Annotated in this window: 7 protein-coding genes; 3 read left to right on the forward strand and 4 right to left on the reverse strand. The window is 49.7% G+C overall.

Going from position 1 to position 23148, the window contains the following annotated elements:
• Positions 1–444: 444 nt before the first annotated feature.
• On the reverse strand, positions 445–15537 hold the full coding sequence (locus SYN6312_RS20640; RefSeq protein WP_156804809.1) for a CARDB domain-containing protein: 15093 nt from the start codon (positions 15535–15537) through the stop codon (positions 445–447).
• 747 nt (positions 15538–16284) lie between these two features.
• The gene (locus SYN6312_RS13595; protein ID WP_015125459.1) at positions 16285–16971 is read right to left on the reverse strand and encodes a hypothetical protein; all 687 of its coding nucleotides are present in this window, start codon (positions 16969–16971) and stop codon (positions 16285–16287) included.
• A 315-nt stretch (positions 16972–17286) separates the two neighbouring features.
• Between SYN6312_RS13595 and SYN6312_RS19935 the strand changes: the two genes are divergently transcribed.
• From SYN6312_RS19935 to SYN6312_RS13605, 3 genes are all read left to right on the forward strand, one after another.
• A complete protein-coding gene (locus SYN6312_RS19935) occupies positions 17287–17454 on the forward strand; it encodes a hypothetical protein (protein WP_156804812.1) in 168 nt (55 codons plus the stop codon).
• Positions 17455–17754: 300 nt separating this feature from the next.
• Entirely contained in the window at positions 17755–17940 is a 186-nt protein-coding gene (locus SYN6312_RS21060; protein ID WP_156804814.1) for a transposase, read from the forward strand.
• A gap of 266 nt (positions 17941–18206) precedes the next feature.
• A protein-coding gene (locus tag SYN6312_RS13605) for an ISKra4-like element ISSysp8 family transposase (RefSeq protein WP_076611252.1) occupies positions 18207–19266 on the forward strand; the annotation gives its coding sequence in 2 pieces (ribosomal slippage) (positions 18207–18364 and positions 18363–19266; 1062 coding nt in all).
• Positions 19267–19350: 84 nt separating this feature from the next.
• Here SYN6312_RS13605 and SYN6312_RS13610 read toward each other — a convergent pair.
• Together SYN6312_RS13610 and SYN6312_RS13615 are read right to left on the reverse strand one after the other, a co-directional pair.
• Positions 19351–19518 carry a hypothetical protein gene (locus SYN6312_RS13610; RefSeq protein WP_156804816.1) on the reverse strand — a complete coding sequence of 56 codons (168 nt, stop codon included), beginning with the start codon at positions 19516–19518 and terminating at the stop codon, positions 19351–19353.
• A 312-nt stretch (positions 19519–19830) separates the two neighbouring features.
• A complete protein-coding gene (locus SYN6312_RS13615; RefSeq protein WP_041430870.1) occupies positions 19831–23127 on the reverse strand; it encodes a helicase-related protein in 3297 nt (1098 codons plus the stop codon).
• Positions 23128–23148 lie beyond the last annotated feature (21 nt).

Raw genomic sequence — 23148 nt, forward strand, 5'->3', positions numbered from 1 at the left:
GAGCCTGAGTTCATCGGCTGTGGGAAGACGCTTATCTCCAAAGCCTTGACCAGGAATAACAGGTTTCACTCGATCTTTGGTAATGTCCAGGATGACCTCAACTTGTTCATTTTGCATTCATTGTAAAATCAGTATTGTTAAAATTAGGTGTTTGAGTCTTCCTTGCGAAGATAAACCCAAGTTGCTGAAGTATCTTCTAAACTTATAGACTTGGGATAGTCGATTTGCTTACATTCTAAGTTGACTTGATGCTCAGAGCATGAAGATATTATTTCCGTTTCAACAAATCCCATAGACTCTCTATCACCATCACTTATAGTTCCATCAAAGATTGCATAAATATTGATGCTTTGAGAGTTCCATGAGCATGCTACTCCTCTCAAGGATTGACTCACTTCTCCCAGGAGTGCATTTTGCAGTGTAAGTAGAATTCTGATTCTTAGGTCATTCGAGTTCATTTGATTTTGGCCTTGCTGGGACAATGTGAACATCTTTTTTACTATAGCGAATAGTACCAATCGTTGTAGGAATTTTGATACCAGTATCTTGATCAACAAAATTCCCAATGGTCTCACCAAAATCTACTCTTTCATTTGATCCAGGCTGACCAATAGGAATTTTATTTGCTGCTTGTCCTTTGCCAGCGAATTGATCTATTAACGATTGGGGATTTGGGTGAGTCAGTTCACTTCTACCAGGGATGAATCTTCTATGTCCAGGTATATGACGACCTTGTTTATCTGGGTTAATAGTATTTGATTCGAGGAAAGGAGGAACCAGGCCCTCTGCTGGATTCTCTGGAAATCCCGGTACTTGCGGTAGCGGTATGCGTAGAATCCGACAAATACCTTCTAATGCTTCTCCCGCAGCACCTCGGTCGATAGGGCCATGTCCAGTATGGTTCGGTATCTTCAGAGGTGGTACAGTTCCAGGAAAATTGATGTTGTTAGAGCCGCCAATGCCTTGATTGCCCGTGGTAATCGAGTTGCCTATAGCAGTCCAGGCCGCTACACCGGCCATAAACCAAGTGCTTACAACTTGGCCGGCTAAATCGGATAAAGGATTCTCTGATAGCTGCAACCCACTGGGGTCAGTGAAGTTAGTCGGACTATTACCAACATACCGATAGAGATTCGTATCCCCGGCCCTAAAACCAATGGGGTCTTCACCAATAAACCCGCCTGTTCTAGGGTCAACATACCTGGCCCGGTAGTAGGTCAGCCCCGTTTCCGCATCCGGTTCCCGGCCCGTATAACCAAAGCGGAAATAAACCGTTGGATTGGTTTGATTGGTAGCATTCCCAAAACTGTCATAGGTAATGTGATTAACAGGGATGCCAGCCTCATCAACGACATCTCTCACCGTCCCCTGGTGGTCACTTAACGCCCATAACGTATTGCCCTGTGCATCCTCCTGGGCCAACACTTGGTCAATCTGCGGGCCATGGAGATAACGATGAATTTGGTTCCCCTGCCCATCAAACACCAAAGCAATGTGGTCGCCATCGTAGACAAACCGCTCTACTTCAGCCGGAGCAGCACCATCTCGATCTGAATCTACAGCCTTGCTGATCCGGCGATTCTCAAAATCATAGGTATAGGTAACTTGTTGAGTAATTGTGCCACTGCTATTCTTGGTAACCACCCCCACCAAACGATTGCGATAATCCCAACCGTACTGAGTGACCTCTCCAGTGGCAATATTAGTTCTCCGGGTGCGATTCCCTTCCTGGTCATACTCGTAGGTATAAACCCCATCACTGAGAAGCTGGTTATTGACTCCAGTGACATATCCCGGATTCGTGCGATTGCCATTCTCGTCATAGCTGTAGACCTCATCACCCTGGTAGTCATAGTCTGCCCCTAAGAGTTGGTCACGCTGGTCATAGGTGTAGTCATTGATGCCATCAACAGAACTGATGCGAGTAATCCGGTTCGCTGCATCATAGGTCAACCCATAGGCGGCTAAGACTGTTTCCAGGTGACTGTGGCTGAGATTGGTTAACCGGCCGCCCAGGTCATAGGTAAATTCACTCTCGGCTACCGATTGACTCCCGGCTAAATCCCCAAAGCGGCTGAGACTCGTCATCTGGCTAGCTTTGTCATAGCCCATATCGACTCGTTTCTGACTGACCCCATTGCCACTCTGGGTGATCCGAGTCGTCCGGTTGAGGGCATCGTAACTGAACTCCTCAATGCCAGCGGCTTGGCCATTAATCCGGTCTCTGACAAAACGCAGGTTATTCACCGCATCATACTCATAGTCAAAGACGACATTCGGCACACCCGCAGTCCCGGCATTGTCGGTACGGGTTAAGCGTCCGGCTAAGTCATAGGTGTAGCCATAGCGGGCAGTGGGGTCAGTCGCTGTAGTGAGCTGACTGGCAGCATCATAGGTGTAACTCAAACCATAAATTGGCTGGCCTGCCCCATCTAGCCATTGCTCAGTAGTTTGACGATCTAGGGCATCGTAGCTGTAACTCAGTCTGCGCCCATTGCGATCCGTCATCCCCACCTGATTGCCCACCGCATCATAGCGATAACTGCGGCGATGGCCGAGCGTATTCGTATCACTCACCCGACGGTCTAGGGCATCGTAGGCATAAGTAGTCGTGTTATTGACCGAGTCAGTCAGACTGAGGAGATTACCTTCCGGGTCGTAAGTATAGGTCGTCGCTTTACCCAAAGCATCAGTTTCTTGCTGCACCCGATAGAGCATGTCATAGGTATAGCGAGTTTGCTGCTGGAGCGCATCGGTGAGAGCAACGACATTACCCATCGCATCATATTGAGTCACAGTCGTCTGGCCGAGAGGGTCTGTAATCCCTGTGAGCCAGTTACGGGCATCATAGCTGAGGCGGGTGGTGCGGCCCAACTCGTCGGTGGTGGCAGTGAGATTACCAACAGCATCGTAGTCTGTGGTGGCCGTGTCGCCCAGAGGGTTAATGGTCGTCGTGCGCCGGTTGAGGGCATCGTACTGGTAGCTCGTGGTTCGATTCAGGGCATCGGTGAGGGAGATTAGGTTACCAGTGGGGTCATAGCCATAGCGAGTCGTCTGCTGTAGGGGGTCACTCACCTGGGTCAGCCGCTCTAAGGGGTCGTAGGTATAGCGGGTAGTTCGGTTCAATTGATCTGTCAGAGCCAGGAGATTGCCGACCCCGTCATACTGGTAGCTGACCCTGCCCTCGAGGGGGTCGATGACCTGGCTGAGGCGGTTGCGGTTGTCGTAGGTGTAACGAGTGAGCCGTCCCAATTGATCACTGCTGCTGAGCTGATTGCCCACTTTATCGTAGGTGTAGCGCATCACCCCACCGAGGGGGTCGATCATTTGGCTGAGGCGGTCTAGGTCATCATACTCGTAGCGGGTTTGATGCCCATTGCGATCCGTTTGGGCCACCAACTGATCCACTGGGTTATAGCGATAACTGGTACGTTGACCCAAGGCATCGGTTTCTCGGATTAATCGGTTGCGGGCATCGTAGGCATAACTAGTGCGGTTACCGAGGGGGTCAATCACGGCAGTGAGGTTGTCCGCCATGTCATAGCGGTAGGTGGTGCGGCTACCCACTGGGTCACTTGTCTCACTCAGGCGGTTGCGGGCATCGTAGCGATACTGAGTCCTGTGGCCTAAGGCATCCGTGACACTGGCCAAGTTACCGGCTGGGTCATAGCGGTAGGTGGTTTCTTCCCCAAGAGCGTCAATGGCTCGGGCCAGGCGGTTGAGGGGATCATAGGCATATTGGGTCGGGTGATTCCGGGGGTCGGTGGCCTGAATCAGGTTGCCCGCCGCATCATAGCTGAAGCTAGTCACTGGAGAGGTGAGGGGGCCGGCTCCATCCGGGTCTGATTCGATGACTTGAGTGAGGCGATTTAAAGAGTCGTAGCGGAATTCAGTGCGGGAGCCGTTCTCATTAATTTCGCTGATGAGATTGCCGGCCGCATCGTAGCTAAAGTGCTGCTGGGCCTGCTCCGGTCTCCCCTGAGCCAGGGTGAGGCGGATCAGTCGCCCGAGGCTGTCATAGTCATAGTTCATGATCCGACCGAGGGGATCTGTAACTAAGTCCACCCGGCCCTGAGCCGTGTAGGTATAGCGAGTCACGACATCATCCGTACCCCCTACATCCCCCACCACTTGCGTCATGGAGAGACGGTTGCCGGTGGTCGGGTCAATCTCATAGAGCGTTTGCCGGCCTAACTCATCGGTCATAGAGGTGAGTTGGTTAAAGACCGGGTCGTAGGTGTAGTGTTGCTGGCCCAACTGAGAAGATGGTTCTATCGCTGCTTGTGTGACCCGAACGTTGTCAATGCCCCAGGATTCATCCGCCAGGCCTTGTAAGCCATTAGCCGCAAAACGAATCTGGGTGGTCGCTCCCGTGGCGGTAAAAGTGATGGGAATTTGGCGATAAATGGCATCACCAAAACTAGCAAATCCCAGGTTGATGCTAGCTCCCCCCTGATCTGGAGACCGGAAGCTTTGGGGGAAACCGGAAATATTGCTGAAGGTTTCATGGAAGGCCAACTGCCCATTAACTGAGACATCAAAATAGTCTGGCCCGTTGGTGGTGTTGCTCCCCTCCCAGGAATCGAGGGCATAGAAGTCAAAGGCCAGGGTGTAATTAACCCCGGTTTGGGTGGGCAGGGTCAGGGTTTGACTGCTGTTGCTCCACCGTCCAGAAAAGCGAGTAAAGCTATTAAGGTGCGTGGCATCAACTGCCCTAGCAGACCACTCGGCCCCAACTCCATTTTCAAAATCTTCCCGATAAACCAGTTGCTGACCCGCCAGATTATTGCCTAAAACCCGACCTAGAGGGGCCGCCTCTCCCGCCCAGTTAGGGCCATTGACCAAGGTGCCATGGTGAGCACCAGGTGTTTGGTCAAACGCTGTATCTCCCTGCCCTTCATCCAAGGGCCAATAGCCGATTAATCCCGCTTCATTGCCGACTAAGCGGAGATTGGCCTGAAGCTCGGCTCGGGGGCGGGCGGTATTCCAGAGCCGGACATCATCGAGTTGTCCTTGCAGAGCTGTACTTGGGGCACTGAGAGACGCTGTAGAGATGGGGGCATCGGTGGGGCGGGTGGCTAAGGGATTAACCGCTTGACGTTGGCCGTTGAGATACAGTTCCAGGCCGGCACTCTGATCTAAGACGGCGGCAACATGGATCCAAGAAGTTTCTTGGTCTGGAGTGAGGCTGTTGTTACTAAAATTGGATTCAATTTGCCCCTTGTCGGCGTTGGCCACAACCAACAGATAGGGTTTGTTGGCAGCGGTGGTGGGCAGGCTAATGGTGGCTGCGGCATTGTAACTTTGGCCGGGTTCCAGGGGGGTGGTAGGGGAAATGACGGTCTGGCCGACGATAATGTCTGAGGCATCGAGAACTGTATCACTGGATGCGTAAACATAATCAGTCCAACGGGTCACGGCGGCGGTGTGAGTCCCCTGATTGGTCACACTCCAGGAAAGGGGAATCAAACTGCCCCAAGTTGGCGGGGGAGGAGCGTCAATCTCAGTCACAACCAAGTCTGGGGCACCTAGGGTGGCTAAGGCTTTGATGTTGTTCGCCTCATGGGTTTCAACTTGCTGCCTGTCTCGGTCAGTCGCCAGCAGGAGGTAAGGCTTACCCGTTGCGGTTAGGGGCACAGTCACGGTTTGATTCAGGGTATAGCTTGCACCTGGGGCTAGGGGTGCTGCATTATTCACTGGTGTACTGGCAACCAGAATATCGGTTGGATCCAGAATGGCATCGCTGGATGCATAGAGGTAGTCCGTCCAATTGCCTAGGGCTTTATATTGACTCTGGTTAGTCACCGTCCAAGAGACCGGTATGGGGGTTCCCCACGTCGCAGATTCGGGTGCGGTCAAGTTGGTCACCGCTAGGTCTGGGGCATCTAGGGTGGCTATGGCTTTGGTGTTGTTCGCTTCATTGGTTTCAACTTGCTGCCTATCTCGGTCAGTCGCCACCAGGATGAAAGGCTTACCTGTTGTGCTTAGGGGCACAGTCACGGTTTGATTCAGGGTATAGCTTGCACCTGGGGCTAGGGGGGTTTGACTATTAACCGCAAAACGACCTAGGACTGTATCGCTAGCGTCTAAGACCGCATCGGCTGAAACATAGAGGTAGTCAAACCAATCCCCTGGAGCTGTGGCAGCCCCTTGATTGACGACCGTCCAAGAAACAGCAATGGGTTCACCCCAGGTGCCATTCTGCGTAGTCGTGATGTCTGCAACCACTAAATCAGGGGGGCTGATGGTCTGCACCGCTTTAACATTGTTGCTGGAGTCAGTTTCGCGTTGCTCCCTGTCTCGATTGGTAACGAATAGTAGATAGGGTTTGCCCAGAGTGCTACTGGGGATAGTGACTGTCTGGTTAATGGTGTAGCTAGAACCAGGAGCGAGGGGGGTCTGACTAATGATGGGGGCCTGGGAAATTAAGATATCAGAAGCATCCAGGGTGTTATCGGTTGAAGCATAGACGTAGTCGTGCCAGTCGCTCCGGGCCAAATGTTCACCTTGATTCGTCACTGTCCAAGAGATAGGTACCGTCTGTCCCCAACTTGTATCAGTGGGTATTGTTGCTGCTGTCACGGTTAGGTCGGGATCACCCAAGAATTCGAGAGTGCCGATATTGTTGGTATCATCCATTTCTGCTTGCTGGCGATCTCGATCCGTAAAAACGAGTAGGTAAGGTTTACCGGTTGCTGCCAGCGGGATGGTGACATTCTGGTTAATGGTGTAGCTAGCACCAATACCGAGTGGAGTCTGTGATCCTCTCGCCACGAGAGTCACGAGAGTATCGGTAATATCAAAAACTTCATCCGCCGAGACATAAACATAGTCAGACCAGGCCTGGGTTGCGGTCTCGACTCCCTGATTAGTGACTGTCCAACTAATGGGAATGGTTTGGCCCCAAGTGGCATCTTCAGGAGCACTTAAGCTTGTCACCACTAGGTCAGACAAACTAGAACTGCCGGGAGCTATGCTGCCCACCACCGCTGCTACTTTGATATTGTTGGCTTCATTGCTTTCCACTTGTTGGTTGTTGCCACCAAAGCGGTCATCGTTATAGAAGCGGTCAGTGACTACTAGAACATACGGTTTGCTGGGGTCATTGGGGAGTGAAACACTCTGGGAAAGACTGTAACTAGCTCCAGGGGCTAAGGGGGTTTGAGCAGAGACATAGTTCCGGCTGAGGAAAGTATCATTAATGTCAAAGAAGGGGTCACTGGAAAGGTAGATTGAGTCATACCAATCTTGATTGGCAATGTAAGACCCTTGATTCGTCACTGTCCAATTAACGGTCATATTCTGGCCCCAACTGGCATTGGTTGGCGCACTTACGTTACTGATAACTAGGTCGGGGACTCCAACCACCGCTGCTACTTTGATATTGTTGGCTTCATTGCTTTCCACTTGTTGGTTGTTGCCACCAAAGCGGTCATCGTTATAGAAGCGGTCAGTGACTACTAGAACATACGGTTTGTTGGGGTCATTGGGGAGTGAAACACTCTGGGAAAGACTGTAACTAGCTCCAGGGGCTAAGGGGGTTTGAGCAGAGACATAGTTCCGGCTGAGGAAAGTATCATTAATGTCAAAGAAGGGGTCACTGGAAAGGTAGATTGAGTCATACCAATCTTGATTAGCAATGTAAGACCCTTGATTCGTCACTGTCCAATTAACGGTCATATTCTGGCCCCAACTGGCATTGGTTGGCGCACTTACGTTACTGATAACTAGGTCGGGGACTCCAACCACCGCTGCTACTTTGATATTGTTGGCTTCATTGCTTTCCACTTGTTGGTTGTTGCCACCAAAGCGGTCATCGTTATAGAAGCGGTCAGTGACTACTAGAACATACGGTTTGTTGGGGTCATTGGGGAGTGAAACACTCTGGGAAAGACTGTAACTGGCTCCAGGGGCTAAGGGGGTTTGAGCAGAGACATAGTTCCGGCTGAGGAAAGTATCATTAATGTCAAAGAAGGGGTCACTGGAAAGGTAGATTGAGTCATACCAATCTTGATTAGCAATGTAAGACCCTTGATTCGTCACTGTCCAATTAACGGTCATATTCTGGCCCCAACTGGCATTGGTTGGCGCACTTACGTTACTGATAACTAGGTCGGGGACTCCAACCACCGCTGCTACTTTGATATTGTTGGCTTCATTGCTTTCCACTTGTTGGTTGTTGCCACCAAAGCGGTCATCGTTATAGAAGCGGTCAGTGACTACTAGAACATACGGTTTGTTGGGGTCATTGGGGAGTGAAACACTCTGGGAAAGACTGTAACTGGCTCCAGGGGCTAAGGGGGTTTGAGCAGAGACATAGTTCCGGCTGAGGAAAGTATCATTAATGTCAAAGAAGGGGTCACTGGAAAGGTAGATTGAGTCATACCAATCTTGATTAGCAATGTAAGACCCTTGATTCGTCACTGTCCAATCAACGGTAATATTCTGTCCCCAACTGGCATTGGTTGGCGCACTCACATTACTGACTACTAGGTCAGCAGTTGCTGGTGTAGTGGCAATATTGGCTAACAGATCTCCTAAAACCGGAGCACTAACGTACTGCCAGTTGCCCGGAACATCACTGCGCCAGATGCCAAAGCGTAAGTTGCCATCAACCTGCTCTAATTTATATCGAGGGCCATTCTCGCCCGCTTCGCTATAGATCGTTTGAGTGCCGCTTAATCGGTCAAACTTGACCCAGGCCTCCACAGTGCTATTGGGAGAGTTGGCAATCAAATCTGTAGCATTTAGGGTTACATAGTCATCAATCCCATCAAAGATTAGGGCATCACCAATTTCAGATTGCTGATCTCGAACACTTTGGACATTCCCTTTGTCATCGTAGGTAAACCAAGTAATGTTTCCTTTACCATCAATGTTCTGAGTGATGAGGTTTTCCTCATTTCGTCTGACGGAGGGCAGCAATCCAGCCCCATCAACAGCTAGAACACTTTGACCGGCCTGATCCAGTTGAGTCCGAATGACATTGCCATTGCCATCGATATAGGTAGATATGGGTAGACCGAGGTTGGTACTTGTTGTTGTTGTTAAGGGATTACTGGTCGCCTCTGGTCGGGATAGGCCTTGGGTTTGGACAGAGGCAATCTGAACAACGGAGCCATCTTTACGAATAGCCTTCGTGACCCGTCCGGCAAAGTCATAAAAGGCCTCTTCTCGATTACCTCGTTGATCCACCTCGGAGATCATGCGATGGTCAGCATCATAGCCCCAGGTTCTCTGACTACTATCCGGATCCGTAATGCGGATGAGATTGCCAGCGGCATCGTACTCCAATTGGGTAATGCGTCCCGTTGAATCAGTAATGGCGCTCACCCGATCGCCTGTATAGGAGAATTGGGTAATCAGCCCGACGGGATCGACAATCTGGGAGAGGTGCTGAGCCGTGTTATAGAGATATTGGGTTTCATTCCCATTGGGATCGCGGATGAGGCTGAGCTGGTTGCCTGAGTTAAAGCGGTAGACCGTCTGATCCTTCATCGTGCGCTGGAACGTCCCATCGGCCAGGCGCACCAACGTCGAGAAGTCTCCTGGAGGTGCATCATAGCCCGTAGCCGTAGCTCGGAAGACTAGCTCACTGCCATCTCCATCAATGAATAAAATTGAACCATCCTTGTTTTCGACCAGTTCTTGTAATCCTGCCAGGCCCCAGCCACTGCCAAAGGGACTGTTGAGGCTATTCACATGAATTAGGGTGCCCTGATTAGTCGTCGAAGAACCGAGAAACTCGTCTCGGACAAATAACCGCACCCCGGCCTGGAGAGAATAGTCATATTGGCCAGAGGGCAACGAACGCAAATCAGCTTGCATCGCCGCATCTACCCCACCGCCTGAGGCTGGAATAGCCCAGACGTTCTCACCGCCGTCCAGGCCAAACTGTCCCCCGGTAAACCCAGGCACCTGATAATCAAAGTCTTTTTGGTGAATAGTCAGCTCTGTGACGAGCTTTAAGCGCTCGGGGGCATTGGTAATCGCAGCCGGATTGAGATTGTCATAGCCAAAGTGGAGAATGGGCCGGGCATCTGCCCGCAGAGAGTCATAGGTGAGAGTCAAACCTCGGGTCATCCCCAGGGATTGGTAGGACACAAGATCATGGGTTTCGACCAGTGCACCGGAGTGTAACTCCACGGTTGAGGTGGCTGGGACGGTTGCCTGGGATTCATGACAGCGGGGGTCTAGATTAAAGGGGTTACTCGCTGGGTCTACTAGTGGTTGGGCGAAGGGGGCGAAGAAGTGCCAGCTACTATTACGAATACCGCCTTCGACCGTATTAATCACCCTGCCATCCGCACTCACCTCCCCAATCCCCACTTTGTCAAACTCCCCGGTGATCGGGTTAATTGACCACAGATCCATTTGCAGGCCTGGGGCATAACCGGCAAGATTGGGCAGGGATAAGGGTGCTGGTTGCACAAATACCATTTCTCCGGGCTGGATCGTGATGACCAAATCCGGGGCCAGATTTGCGGGGAGAGCGGCTGGTGTCAGATTGGTGGGGACTTCAGTAATACTCAGTTTGCCCGTGTACAACTCGCCCTTTTGATCCTTCAGGGTTCCCGCCGCTACGGTCACGGCCGCACCAGGAATCGCTGTTGTCGTGACGGTAATACTTTGAGTGGGATCAATAGATACTGCATTGGCTGTATCCAGTTCTGGCAGATAGATAGGGCGGCTAATGACATTGTTGACCCCAGCATAGACTTCATGCTCGAGCACCAGAGGCAGTTTCTCGGCAATGAAGGGATAGGTTACTGTACCCGGATCTGTTCCCGCAGCAGCCCCATCAATAAGATTGCCGAATACTTTCAGGGTGTTGTTGGGCGGTAACCCACTCAACTCAACCGTGAAATGGCCATTCGCATCGGTGAGGGTTTGATAGCCGTCCACTTCTACGAGTACTCCAGCCAGGGGGGCCTGGTTAGTATTCTGAATCTGGCCCGAAATCCGAGTCGTTGTGATTGGGTCAGGATTAACGGTCAGGGTAACGTCCTGAGAGGTTTGCAAACTACCGCTGGTGGCCACCAGGATAAAGGAGTAGGTTCCCACCTGCTCAGGACTGGGGGTGAATACTAAGGTATTAGCCCCGGTTAAGCGACCGGATGGTAATGGCCCTTGGGCCTTGAGGGTCAAGGTGACGGGATCCCCCTCCGGATCCGTGGCCACCAGAGGAATTTCGAGTCGTCCCCCAGCTATCACCGCCAAATTACCCAAATCTGCCAGTTGCGGTGGTTGATCCCGAGGCCCGGTTAACACTACGGCCTGGAGAGTAAATTGTCGCAGTTGTGGATTATCCAGCCGAATGGCGATGGGTAGAGAGGTTGCCCCTGGCGCTAGATCCCCCGCTGGCATGGCCGCCCTGAGGTTGAGGTAGGCAGCACCCGCTGGATGGGTTCCCGATGCATCCACCAGCGTGACACCCTGGGGTAAATCGGGGAAGAGAACCAGCATCTGACGACTGAGCGCAGTTGTCCCCGTGTTACGGACTTGCAAATCCGCCTGATAGTGTCCTGTCGTGGGGTCTAAACGCACCCGACTTAACTGCACATCAACAGTATTCACCAGGTGATAGCGGTCTAGGCTCACCGCAGGGCCTGGGGTAGCCCGCTGGTAGGAGATCGGGAAAATCGGACTGGCCACTCCTTCAGGATTAACAGTGTTCCGCAGTTGTCCTACCTGCACCACACTATTAACATCCTGATCTGTATTGACCATCTGGAAAACCAATCGCCCCTGACTGAGGTTGCCCAAGCTGGTGAGATCAATCTCTACGGTCGTACCGTCATAGCGCACCAGGCCGGGTGTGAACTCAGCCGTTGTTCCGGTGAGGGCAAATAAAGCCGTCCCTGGTTCTCCCCCATCCAAGAGAGTCTGGCTAGGGTTTTGCGGATCAACCAAGTAAACCAGCAGGCGATCCCGACTGGCACTAGTCGTGTCTTGGTTATCCCACTGGGCCGCTAAGTCGAATTGCAGCTTGCGGCTACCGGCCGATTGACCCAACTCAATTTCTAAGGTGGTCTGGACAAGCAAACTATCCTGTTCCCCTAACGTTAATTGATCGGCAGTCCAGATGCCCCACCCTTGGGTGCCAGTTGCCGCCACCTGAATGCGCTCACCAACCGTGAAATCAACCCGTTGGGTCGTCACATTTCCGGCTTGATCAAAGACCTCGATCACGCTGTGGTGAGCACCAGCCGTGAGGTCACTCTGTAGTAATTGATTAAATCCACCCTCGACCACATTCAGAGAGACAGCAGGTTGGTTATCAATGACATAACGCCCCGTGGTCGCAACGCCGCCTGGGTCTGTGATCGTACCGATCCAACGCACCGTTGGACTGTGGTCGCCCCCGCTAATCGGTGTCTTGAGGGACAGTGTGGGTGAGCCGGTGTCTAAGGTAAAACGGATACTTGTGTTTGCTAGGGCCGTTCCGATAGCATTGATACCTTGGATTTCCAGGGTGTAGGCCCCATCTGTCAAAGGAGCACCATTGAGACTGGCCAGTTGATCCGAGTCCAGCCTAAACTGACCATTGACTAAGGTGGGAGTAATATCTCCAAAAGGACGGCTGGGGTCAAACCGAGCGACCAATCGACTGATGCCTGAGCCACCTGTTACTACCCCGGTAATGGTCGGATCCGACGTAAGTCCGTCCCGGTTCGTGGTGCCCAGAGGTGCTGTATCGTTAGCTAAATTAATCTGTAACTGCGGGCTAGGAAATCTTGGTAGCAGAAAGTTACCAACGACATAGTCCCCGATGGAGTACCCCATTGCCAGACCATCTTCATTGGCAGACTGGAAGTGAATCCCCCCATAGATGCGGCTAATCCCAGCTTCCTGGGCTGCTGCTGAGAAATTAGTAAAGTTACGACTGACCCCCGGTAGGCCCACAGAAGTGCTAGTAAAGCTGTAGTCTTGGCCAAAGAAGCTGGTGAGAATGCTGGCTGCCGTGCCACTAAAGGTACTGTGTCCAGACACGTACTCGGGGAATGGGGGAGTTACAATTAGCGGTGTCCAGGTCGGATCAGCAATCGTACTGGGATTGCCATCCTCATCTGCTTGCCGGATTGCCGTTACCGGCCGCCAGAAGTCATAGGTGTACTTGGCATCCCAGGCCGCAATCCCAGCATCCGCCAGTCCAATGTTGAGCAGGGCAAACAGTCGGGCATTTTCAGCTAGAGAGTAGCCTCGGTCAATCGCCGCCTGCTCCGTGATCTGGTTCCAATGACCCGGTGGGGTATAGGTGCCCGTTCCATCCGCCCAAAAGCGAGCAATTTCTGTTTGCTCTCCAGTCCGAACCGTGCTGTTCTTGGCTCCCAACGCCTTCACCTGATTAAATTCAGTGATGTATTCGGCACTGGTTAGCTCCGGCGGCCCCGCAGGTCGAAACTGATGGCCAGCAGTCATGACAAAGGGAGTGACGGCGGGCCATTGGGGATAAAGGGCGCCATAGTAATTGGCAGGAGTCGGTTGCCAGTGGCCGGGTTCCAGGGTGGGGGTATAAGCCATCACGGTGTCGTGGCCATCCTGACGTCGCCAGTCTAAGATGGCGGCCGCCACTTGCTGGCCAACAGCTACGCCATCATTTTCGGCGGTGCCATCCGCAATCTCAGCTAGGGAGACAGCAAGTTGATGATCTAAGGCTGTTTTTTGGAGGGGATAGAGATTGACGAGTACCTGGTGGGCAGCGGCGGCGGCAGCAGCGGCAGCAGAGGCCCCAGTGGGAGCGGCAACATCGACTTGATAGACTGCGTAGTCCTGTTCAATGGCATTGACTGCATCATAAATTGCGGCATGAACCATGGCCATGTTGCGGGCGGCTAAAGGAGGCGGAGTCTGGTCACGGCGAATGGTGTCCAGCAGGACAGCATTCCAGTCAATGACTACATCAGGATTATTGGGTAACTCACGAGTCAGTATCTGCTCAAAAATCCTTTGATTGCCTGCTGCATCGACTGCGATTACCGTAAATGGATTGTCACCAACGGCTAGATTAATCGCCTCGAAGGTAAAGCGGCCAGCTGTATTTGCTGTGGTGACGGCATCTGTTTCTTGTAACCGGACTATACTGCCTGGCTCACTTTGTCCCTCTAGAGTCACTATGTCTCTTTCAGTCTTGTGATCTCCCAGAGGCGCTGTATCAAACTCTGGGGCCAGGGTGAAATTGGGTGCGGCGGGAGCTGTCGTGTCAAGTACGAAAGATACACTCTGCAAAGCGGAGGTATTGCCGGTGGCATCAGTGGCCTGTAGGAACAAGGTATGTAGACCATCGGGCAGGGGGCCTCCATAGAGGCTGGCCAATTGTTCAGGAGCCAAGCTGAACGCACCATCTACCCCTACAGAGGGGAAAATCTCGATAAATTGTGCGACTGGGGTGGGGGCAAATCCGGCTTTGAGACTAACCAGGCGGCGATCATCTTGGACGTTGCCACTGATACTCGGGTCATTGGTTAATGTGTCGCTAGGACTACTGCCCGTATCGTTGCTTAGAGCTACATCTAGGGTTGGCGGACTGGTATCGGGAGGCATACCTAGGGATGGAACACCAATGATGCTACTCCTGCCATTGAAGGTAATGTCACCCTTGGCTTGCAGTGAGCCATACAAAGTAGAATGCCCACTCAACGTAATGTCATTGCCGCTCAGGAGTTGTCCCCGAATCTGGGATGTTCCTCCATATATAATGTCTCCCTGAGCAATGACCTTTAACTGATCCGTCTCAGTGTTGGTCGTAACATCAGTGAGTTTTAAACTGTCCCTCCGACTCCCACTGGCGAGGAGAGACTCTCCAGACAGACGAACTTTATTTTTGACAGTAATAGAGTCAGACGCTAAAACATCCAGAGCCTCACCCCGGACATCAGACAGAGTAATGCTGCCTCGGTTGGCAATTAGGACAACTTCATTGAGGTCATGGTTCTTACCCTGAAAGCGAATATCTCCTGACTCGACAATCAGGACTAGATGTTGCAAATCAACACCCGCTGGAATCACCAGATCCCCTTGATTAACTCGCACAACCACAGGTTGGGCCGCTGTTCCACCTACACGAATGTCTGAGGATGGAGTTTGGTTCTGGCCAGAAAGTTCGGGGGGAATGTATCTGCGCCAATCAGCCGCTGTTTTCAGAGACCCTTGATTAAGAACAATAGAGGTGTGATTGTCTGGTACTTGGTCAAGGACATCACTAACCAAGGTGGCGTGGAGAGGTACCGTAATAGTCTGAGGGGGGACAACTTTAGGGGGGAGTACTCCATCATAGTGAGTGCCATTTGCTCTGGCAACGGTATATCCCGGAGCTACGGTAATCCCATAGTCAATGATCAGTGGGTTTCCCTGAGTTCCTTCTAGAGGGTTACCTGCTGCATCCCGTCGTACAGGCAGCACGGGATTACCATTAATCCGAAATCCAGTGCCGGCATGGATACGTGCATCATCGACTAAGTTTAGTGGCTCTCCATCAAAGTCTGCACTGCCATTAATGATGACTTTACCGTTGGCCTGGACAGTAAAAGATGGCAAATTCCCCATCGGGGGAGGTACTACCGCTGCTCCCGTACCCGGTATAGTTAAGGGCTGATTGGAACTTGGATTTGGAGATGTAGTCCCTGCTGGCTCAAGAACAATGGGTGACTGCCTGCCTGTCAATAAATCCGTCGAACTCAAATATGATGTGGAACCCGTTAGTGAGTCCTTAAGAGTGAGAGGAGACGTAGAGCCAGTCAATAAATCTGTGGGAGCAAAAGATGATATCGAACCCATTATTTGCTCAAATTTACTTCCTTGGGAAAAATTGCGTTGAGGGACATTTTCCAGACTAGGAAACAGTCCTAACTTTCCTGCGGAGGGAAGTAATAATGGTTCAAAGCTACGAGTTGCCGAGTTCACTTCCTGAATGCGGTCTAACCCAGTGCTAGAACTCCCTTTTCCTACTGTCAAAGCTTTGAGCAAGTCTCCTAGACCACCGTCTTCAGTCAGAGATTCTTGTCCTAAAAGTGAGTCACCTAACCCATAACCCAAATGACCATTCGCAAGGCCTGAACCTCGATATCCTTCCAACTTAACCATTTGTGTTATGACTCCAGTATGCTCAACAAATAGGGAGTTATGGGCTGTTAAAGTAGAAAGAGGCCTTGAGAATTAAGTTAAGTAATGTCTTACTGAGAACTCTATTCTTTCCAATCTATGGTGTTGATAGATTTTTCAACTTTTACAAAAAGGTTCTATCATTGGAGTAACGAACTGATCAAGTGTCTACGCTACATCTTCTTAAATCTTTACCATCAATTTCGGCATTGTCTCAATCACATCACGGTAAATTGCAACGTCAGATTGCCACTGGTCAATGATTTTTACTATGGAATTAATCTTCTCAGGGGAGTTATTGTCAGAAAGTCTATAGTTAAAATTTCCAGAAAACAAAAGTACAGGAATTTTATCTCCATCGCCATTCTCTAAGTGTCCTTGGTTAATAGCGATGTTGAGTTCACGTCCTTCAAGTTGGTAGCCCAACTGAATTACAATTTTGGCAGGTGCTCCTCCACACTTTTGCCAGTCTCCCGAAGCCAAAAAGGTTTTGCCAGAATCCTCGTGACCTCCTGGGGAATAAGCATCACACCTAACGTGGCATCGAGGATTGATTCCCACCTGCTGATAGTCTAAGTTTGGTAGGGCTTGTACAAATCGGCTTGCTGAGGCGGCAACTTCCCCAGTCATTTGCTCTTGATGGTTTAGAGGTTGTGCTAGGGCTATTTTGTCTGCCCAGGCGACAAAACTAACTCCATTTTGAAAGACAATTTGTGAGACCTGAGGGGTGCAAATGGGTTGGCGAGCCAGTTCCCATGCTGCAGGTACGATGCCACTGTATTGGAGAAAATCTGACGTTAAGGTTGCGGGGTTGTAACGTTGAACAACCATTACGATACTAATATTTTCAATGGTAAGTATGTTAGACATGGCTATTTAACGGTTTCCTTGAATCAAGTATTGCTAAACATAAAATTTACCAGAAGTGTTGAAAGTTAGCTAAAGTACAAAAAAAGGTAAAAGAATAGCATTTTTCTCCTTAAAAGTATGAAAAATAGTGAGACTATCATTGCATCATTCTCAAATACTGTCAAATCAATTCTGAAGCAAATCAGCGGTCACGATTACCCAGTTCTAAACTCTCAACTGCTTTTTAAAATCTGGTTAACCTACGTCTTAGACCAAGGTATAACCAGCATAAGATCCTTATTTTACTGCTTAAATAAATCAGGAATTGAGATTGATATGTCTACCCTTTTAAAAGCAAATAAAACTCGTGAAAATAGCTTGTTTCGGCGATTTTATGTTCAACTGATCCAGCAAGTCAAACGGAAAAATACCACCTTTAAGCTGATGCTATTTCCCATTGATTCAACGGTTATTACCTTAACCAGTAAGCTCTTTTGGTTGTAAGGATATTATCAAGTGAAGTTGATTAGTGGATTTAATTTGACTCAGAACGTCAAAAGTAAATTCATGATTAACTTCGGTCAAGAAAACGAGGTCAAGTTTACCGATAAAATTCTGACAATAATTCCGAAAATCAACTCACCATAATGGATAGAGGATTCTCCGACTGGAGATTTATCGATGAATTGAGCCAATTACGACATCTATTTTAGTGCAAATTAAAAACATTATGAAGACCGAACTAGACCATGACCGCTATCGAATCATTCAATTTTATGATTTAACAGTGGCGTAGAGTTTCGTTTGAAAACTAATCTTCCAGGAATGAGTGATGAAGAGATTAGTGAGTTGTATCGACATCGCTGGACAATTGAAAATCTATGGAAATTTCTAAAGATGCACTTATCTTTAGATAAATTAATCCCTAATAGTCTTGATGATATAACCACACAAATTTATATGATTCTGATTACATATTTAATCTTATAGTTAATAGATATTCTTATTCATTTTAGTCGTATATTATTAGATGAATTGCGTTATTTCAACTTAAATTAAGTCGGCATTGTTCGGTCATTCACTGGAGCTTTAATTAGGAGCCGCAGCTACTGCTCTCTTGAAGTGTAAAGTTTTATCTCAGCTTTTAATGTTTCTGATTTAACGGGTGCATCTCACTTAGGAGGCGAGTATATATACTCAGTGCGAGAGTGAGTTAAAGCATTGAGAATAAACGTAATGTAAATCAAGCCAGCCCAATGGATAGACAGACGCAATCAGAACTCCAGACTCATTTAAATGCCATTGCGGCCATCCTGTTTAAAGAAGCCGACCCAGCAGACCTGAAAACCTTAGGCGGGATAGAAAAGAGTGTGCGAGGCTTAGCCCAGGAACATGTTTTGCCCCAATTAGGAATTTTTTATCGACAGCGCAACAGAGACGAGACCTGGAAAAACCCGAGTCATAACGAGTATTCTGGGGGAGCTGCACCTAAGTCAGTCTCAAGCAGAGCAATTGCATGTCAAGCCAAGGAGTCGTTGGAGTCCATACCTAGAGCGTTGTTGTCTCTTAGTGAGTGCCAATGCCTCCTATCAGCGAGCCGAAGAAGATATCGAGGTGTTGACGGGGATAACGGTGTCCCACAGCACCCTCCAGCGTCTGGTGCAGCGTCAGGCGTGGCCGGAGGTGGTATTGACCCGCCCCATTGAAGAGATGAGCTTAGATGGGGGGATGATTCGCCTGCGCACCGAAGCAGGAACCCCCTGTGAGTGGCGAGACTACAAAGCCTTAGCGATTCATGACCAGGCCGGGGTTGCCTTCTTTAAGGACAATGAGGGCTTAATCCATTGGGCCAATCGTCAACCTCGAACTACTCCCTTTACCGGTTTGGGGGATGGGCATAACGGGGTCTGGAACATTCTGACTCAGATAGGGACGACCCGAGAGCGGATTGAAATCTTGGATTGGTTTCATTTGATGGAAAACGCCCATAAGGTGCAGGCGACACCCACTCAATTAAAAGCCGTGCGAGACCATCTCTGGCAGGGACAGGTGACGCTGGCCATTCAAGTGTTACAGAACTATCGGTGTCTGGGAGCCTCGACCTTTATCCAGTATTTAAGGCATCATCAACACCGAATCATTCACTACCAGGCCTGGCAGGCGGCGGGGCACTCGATTGGCTCTGGACAGGTTGAGTCCTTCGTGAAGCAGATTAGTCTCCGGGTGAAGTTGCCAGGGGCGCAATGGTTGCCGCAGAATGTTCCTAAGCTATTGAAACATCGCTGTGCTTATCTCAATGGCGCTTTTGCTCCTTGAGTATATATACTTATTACCTAATTGAGATGCTCCCGATTTAACAGTCTTAAGTTGTCAAGTTAACTCTAACAGTTTAAGTTATTACTATTGAATTAATTCAAAGTTAGAATTAAATTCTTTTGCTGAAATACCAATGTCTTTTGCTGAAATACCAATGGCTATACTAGCTGCTCCAGGAGAGTGACTCTTGATGAAAACAACGTAAAACATATCATCAATTTTGTGATAAGGATTTATTTTATCTGTAATCATGTCCTTTACATATCCAGTCGGGTTTTTAGCGGGAAATTTATAATAGCTGGACAGATTAATTAGTTTCATTTTTGATTAACAGATTTGTTCAGGTTTTACATGGACGTAGCCTTGTTTGCGATAGCAGTTTGGCTTAGAACTAGGTGGTTGATTACAGGGTGGTCGCTGGTCAAGTGGCACTTCTTTAACCTGGATGATTTTGGCATCTTCCAGATTCCAGCAATTACCGCTCATGTTGTAGTGGTTATTGCGACATCCTAAACAATTCTTTTTGTCCATTCGTTTCTGCCTTAATGACGCTTACTCTGAAAGTTAAAATAGACAGCCTTGTAATATCGATTCATCACGGGTAATGGCTTCAAATCGAGTGGGTGTGATGACCGTGAGTGGTTTGATTTCTTTTTGGATTGGGAACGGGATAACGTTGGTTTCCGGTTCAGGCATGATTGCCATCATGTCGTTGGCCCATTCGGGTAACTCACGCTCTTTTAGGTAATCGAATGAATGTCGTCCGGTGGTGATTACATTATGTTCTGGTTGTTCCAGTTCTTCGGTTTCGCTGGTATCGTCTTCACCGGGGGCGGCTTCCTCCGGCTTGAAGATAATGTCATGGATTTCTTTGAGCCGCTCATTGATGGCTTTTAGTTGTTCGCTATAGGCGAAGGGTTCAGCATTTTGTTTGAGGGTTTTATAGGCTCCATCCAAATTCTGCTTGAGTCGCTCTAGGGTATCGGGAATCCGATTGGTAATTCTTTTAAGGCTGTCAAGGATTGTCTCGGTATAACCCACCTTAATGAATGTGTTGTCCAAGAAAAAGACATTTTTCTCTTGCCACTCGCAACGGAGGGGCAGTCCGTAGATTGAGCCTAACTCTTTGCCCCACCCTAGTTGAGCTTTCCGCAAATCTTGGATGATGTTGGCGGCATCTTCTAGGGAGTTGTATTTCTGATCAAGGATGATAATTTCTCGGTTATTGAGGATGGATTCGAGGTGCTTAATTTTGGCGGGTAACTCCTTGATGAGTTTTGGAGCTTGCTGCTTGTCGTAGTGGAATCGAGTTTGTTCATTACTCCAGGCTTTGTAGAGGAGGTTAAGGCGGCTTTGCTCCTGTTGGAGTTCAGCTTGTTCGAGCATGATTGGGTCGCCTGTGGCCAGTGCTTTGACCTGGGCATAGGTCATGGCCTGTCCTGATATATCTTCGGCGGTTCGGGGTAGGTCATTGCTTTGCCAGACTTGGGCAATGAATTTGGCTTTGGTTTCGAGGACTTGCCAAGCGAAGGAATCAAAGCTGGCGAGGGACTTTGCGCCTGTTGTGACATAGCGAAACACCCACACTTTTTTGAACATATTGCCTTGTCGTGCGGTGCGGCCAAGTCGTTGCACAACATCGCTGGGCCGCCAGGGGGCATCGTAGTCATGTTGGGCAATCATGCGCTGCTGCACATTAACGCCCGTTCCGAGTGTTTGTGTAGAGCCGATGATGACTCGCACCTCGCCTCGGTTCACTTTGCCGTAGAGGGTCTTTTTATCTTTGACTTCCTGGGCGATTTGGATTTGATGGTTAGGGATACCCATCTGGATGAGGCCGTCCTTAATCCAGTCGTAAATCCATTCCCGTAAGTCGCAGAAGATGATTTGTGTTCCCTGGATTGGGGTTGAGAGTTTCCAGATTGTCCAAACATTGAAGATGAGTTCATCCAGCTTGGAGCCTTGGAAGTTTGGGCCCGCTCCGACTAAGCGGGGGTCAAGGGAGCATTTACGGCCATCACTGGTGACTTTGAGCATATTGTCGATGTCAGGTTCGACCATCCGGCCTTGGATACGGTCGGCTCGTTTGGCCAGGTTGGCCATGTAACTGGCTTGCTCAGGGCTTGGGGGGCTGACGGGGTTAATGAGATTGACCTTGGGTTTGGGCAAGTCGATCATGTCTTCGGTGGTAATGTCTGCCACCTTCCGAAACAGGTTCATCAGTTCGGGTAGGTTAACGAACTTGGCAAACCGATTCTTGACTTTGTACTTTCCGGCTGGCGTAATTTCGGGAGCGGTGACGGTTTCACCGAACAAGCTACACCAGGCATCAAAGTGGTTAATGCCGAGGCGTTCCATCTCGTCTGGCATGAGGTAGCGCATTTGGGTATAAAGCTCGGCCATGGAGTTACTGATGGGTGTTCCGGTAGAGAATACGACCCGTCCGCCATTGCTGAGGAGGTAATGGATTTTCATACAGGTATCCTGGGCCCGTTGGCTGTGGCTGTTGGGCAACCCTGCAATATTCCGTTGCTTGGTAATGAAACTTAGGTTTTTGAACTGCTGTGATTCATCCAACATCAGGCAATCAACGCCAAGTTGCTCAAAGGTAAACCCGTCATCTTTGCGCTCTGATTCTGTGACCTTTTTGATGCGGGCCTCCAGATTGTTCTTTTGCCGCTCCAAGGTTTTTGTGGCATCTCGGCAATCGGATAAGCGAATCTCTGTCCGAATTTTATTGAGTTCTTCGTAAAGGAAGTTTAACTCAGCCTCCTTGTCGATCCGAATTGAGAAGAAGTGAGTGTGGGAGATGATAATGATGTCCCAATCTCCCGTGGCAATCCGGGATAAGAAACGTCTGCGCTTCTCTTTACTGAGTGATTCGGGTTCAGAGAGAATTTTGGCATTGGGGTAGAGGAGTTTGGCTTCTGTCGTGATTTGCTTGACGGTGCTATTGAGGCAAGCGATGACAGGCTTGAAGCACAGTTTTAGCCGCCGTAGTTCCATGCAAGCGGTGATCATGGTGTAGGTTTTACCGGAGCCGACAGCGGCGAATATTCCGGTGGATTGTTCTTGGATAATCCGCCAGACTTGGTTTTTCTGATGCTCTCGTAAACTGATGTTTGGGTTCATACCGAGGAAGGTGAGATGCGAACCGTTGTACCGCCGAGGTTTCTGGGTATTGAATGTCTGGTTATAGAGCTTGGTTAGTTCAATGGCCCGTCCGGTGTCTGTCCAAATCCAGTTCAGAAATGCGTCCTTGATTAGTCCGGTCTTATTCCGGCACTGTTCCGTTTCGGTAGGGTTGAGGATGTTTTTATCTAATTCGGAGTCGTAGTCGTACACCACAGGGTCTTTGAGGTTGAGGGCGATTTCGGACAGTTTGATACCGTCATATCGTGCGCCATACGTCCGGTTGTTTTCGACTGAGCTACTGGCCCCACTGTTTACGACTGTCCAGGTACTAGAGGTTTTGCTGCAGTGGACATTGATGTTGTTGAGGTTAAGTAACTGACGGAGGAAGGTTTGGTAGATGGCGGCTGGCACCCAACTACTACTGAAGCGAATACTGAGGGTATTGGCCATGAGCTTCTCAAATTCAGGCTCTGAGAGTTCGCTCAGTTCAATCCCTAATGCTTTGGCACATTCGGCCTTAACATCGGGCGGTGCATCGGGCATTACGGCCAGGGGTAAGTTTTTCTTTAGGTCTGCAACATTTTTGCTGAGTCCAGCTTCTTGAGCGGCCTTGATTTTTTGTTTGATATGTCCTGACAGGTATTCTTCTGCCGTCACCCACTGGTTTTGAGTTGGGTCAAAGTAGATGAGTCCTTTGTCCTGCAGTTCTTGAGTAACGGCATCCATAAGCTTTTTTTATTAACGTCA

Origin of the sequence: Synechococcus sp. PCC 6312 (assembly GCF_000316685.1) — a bacterium.
Classification (GTDB): Bacteria; Cyanobacteriota; Cyanobacteriia; order Thermosynechococcales; family Thermosynechococcaceae; genus Pseudocalidococcus.

Excerpts from the sequence above, each read along its gene's own strand:
- SYN6312_RS13595 (WP_015125459.1), bottom strand. The coding sequence starts at position 16,971 with ATGTCTAACATACTTACCATTGAAAATATTAGTATCGTAATGGTTGTT.
- SYN6312_RS19935 (WP_156804812.1), top strand. The coding sequence starts at position 17,287 with ATGTCTACCCTTTTAAAAGCAAATAAAACTCGTGAAAATAGCTTGTTT.
- SYN6312_RS13610 (WP_156804816.1), bottom strand. The coding sequence starts at position 19,518 with ATGATTACAGATAAAATAAATCCTTATCACAAAATTGATGATATGTTT.
- SYN6312_RS13615 (WP_041430870.1), bottom strand. The coding sequence starts at position 23,127 with ATGGATGCCGTTACTCAAGAACTGCAGGACAAAGGACTCATCTACTTT.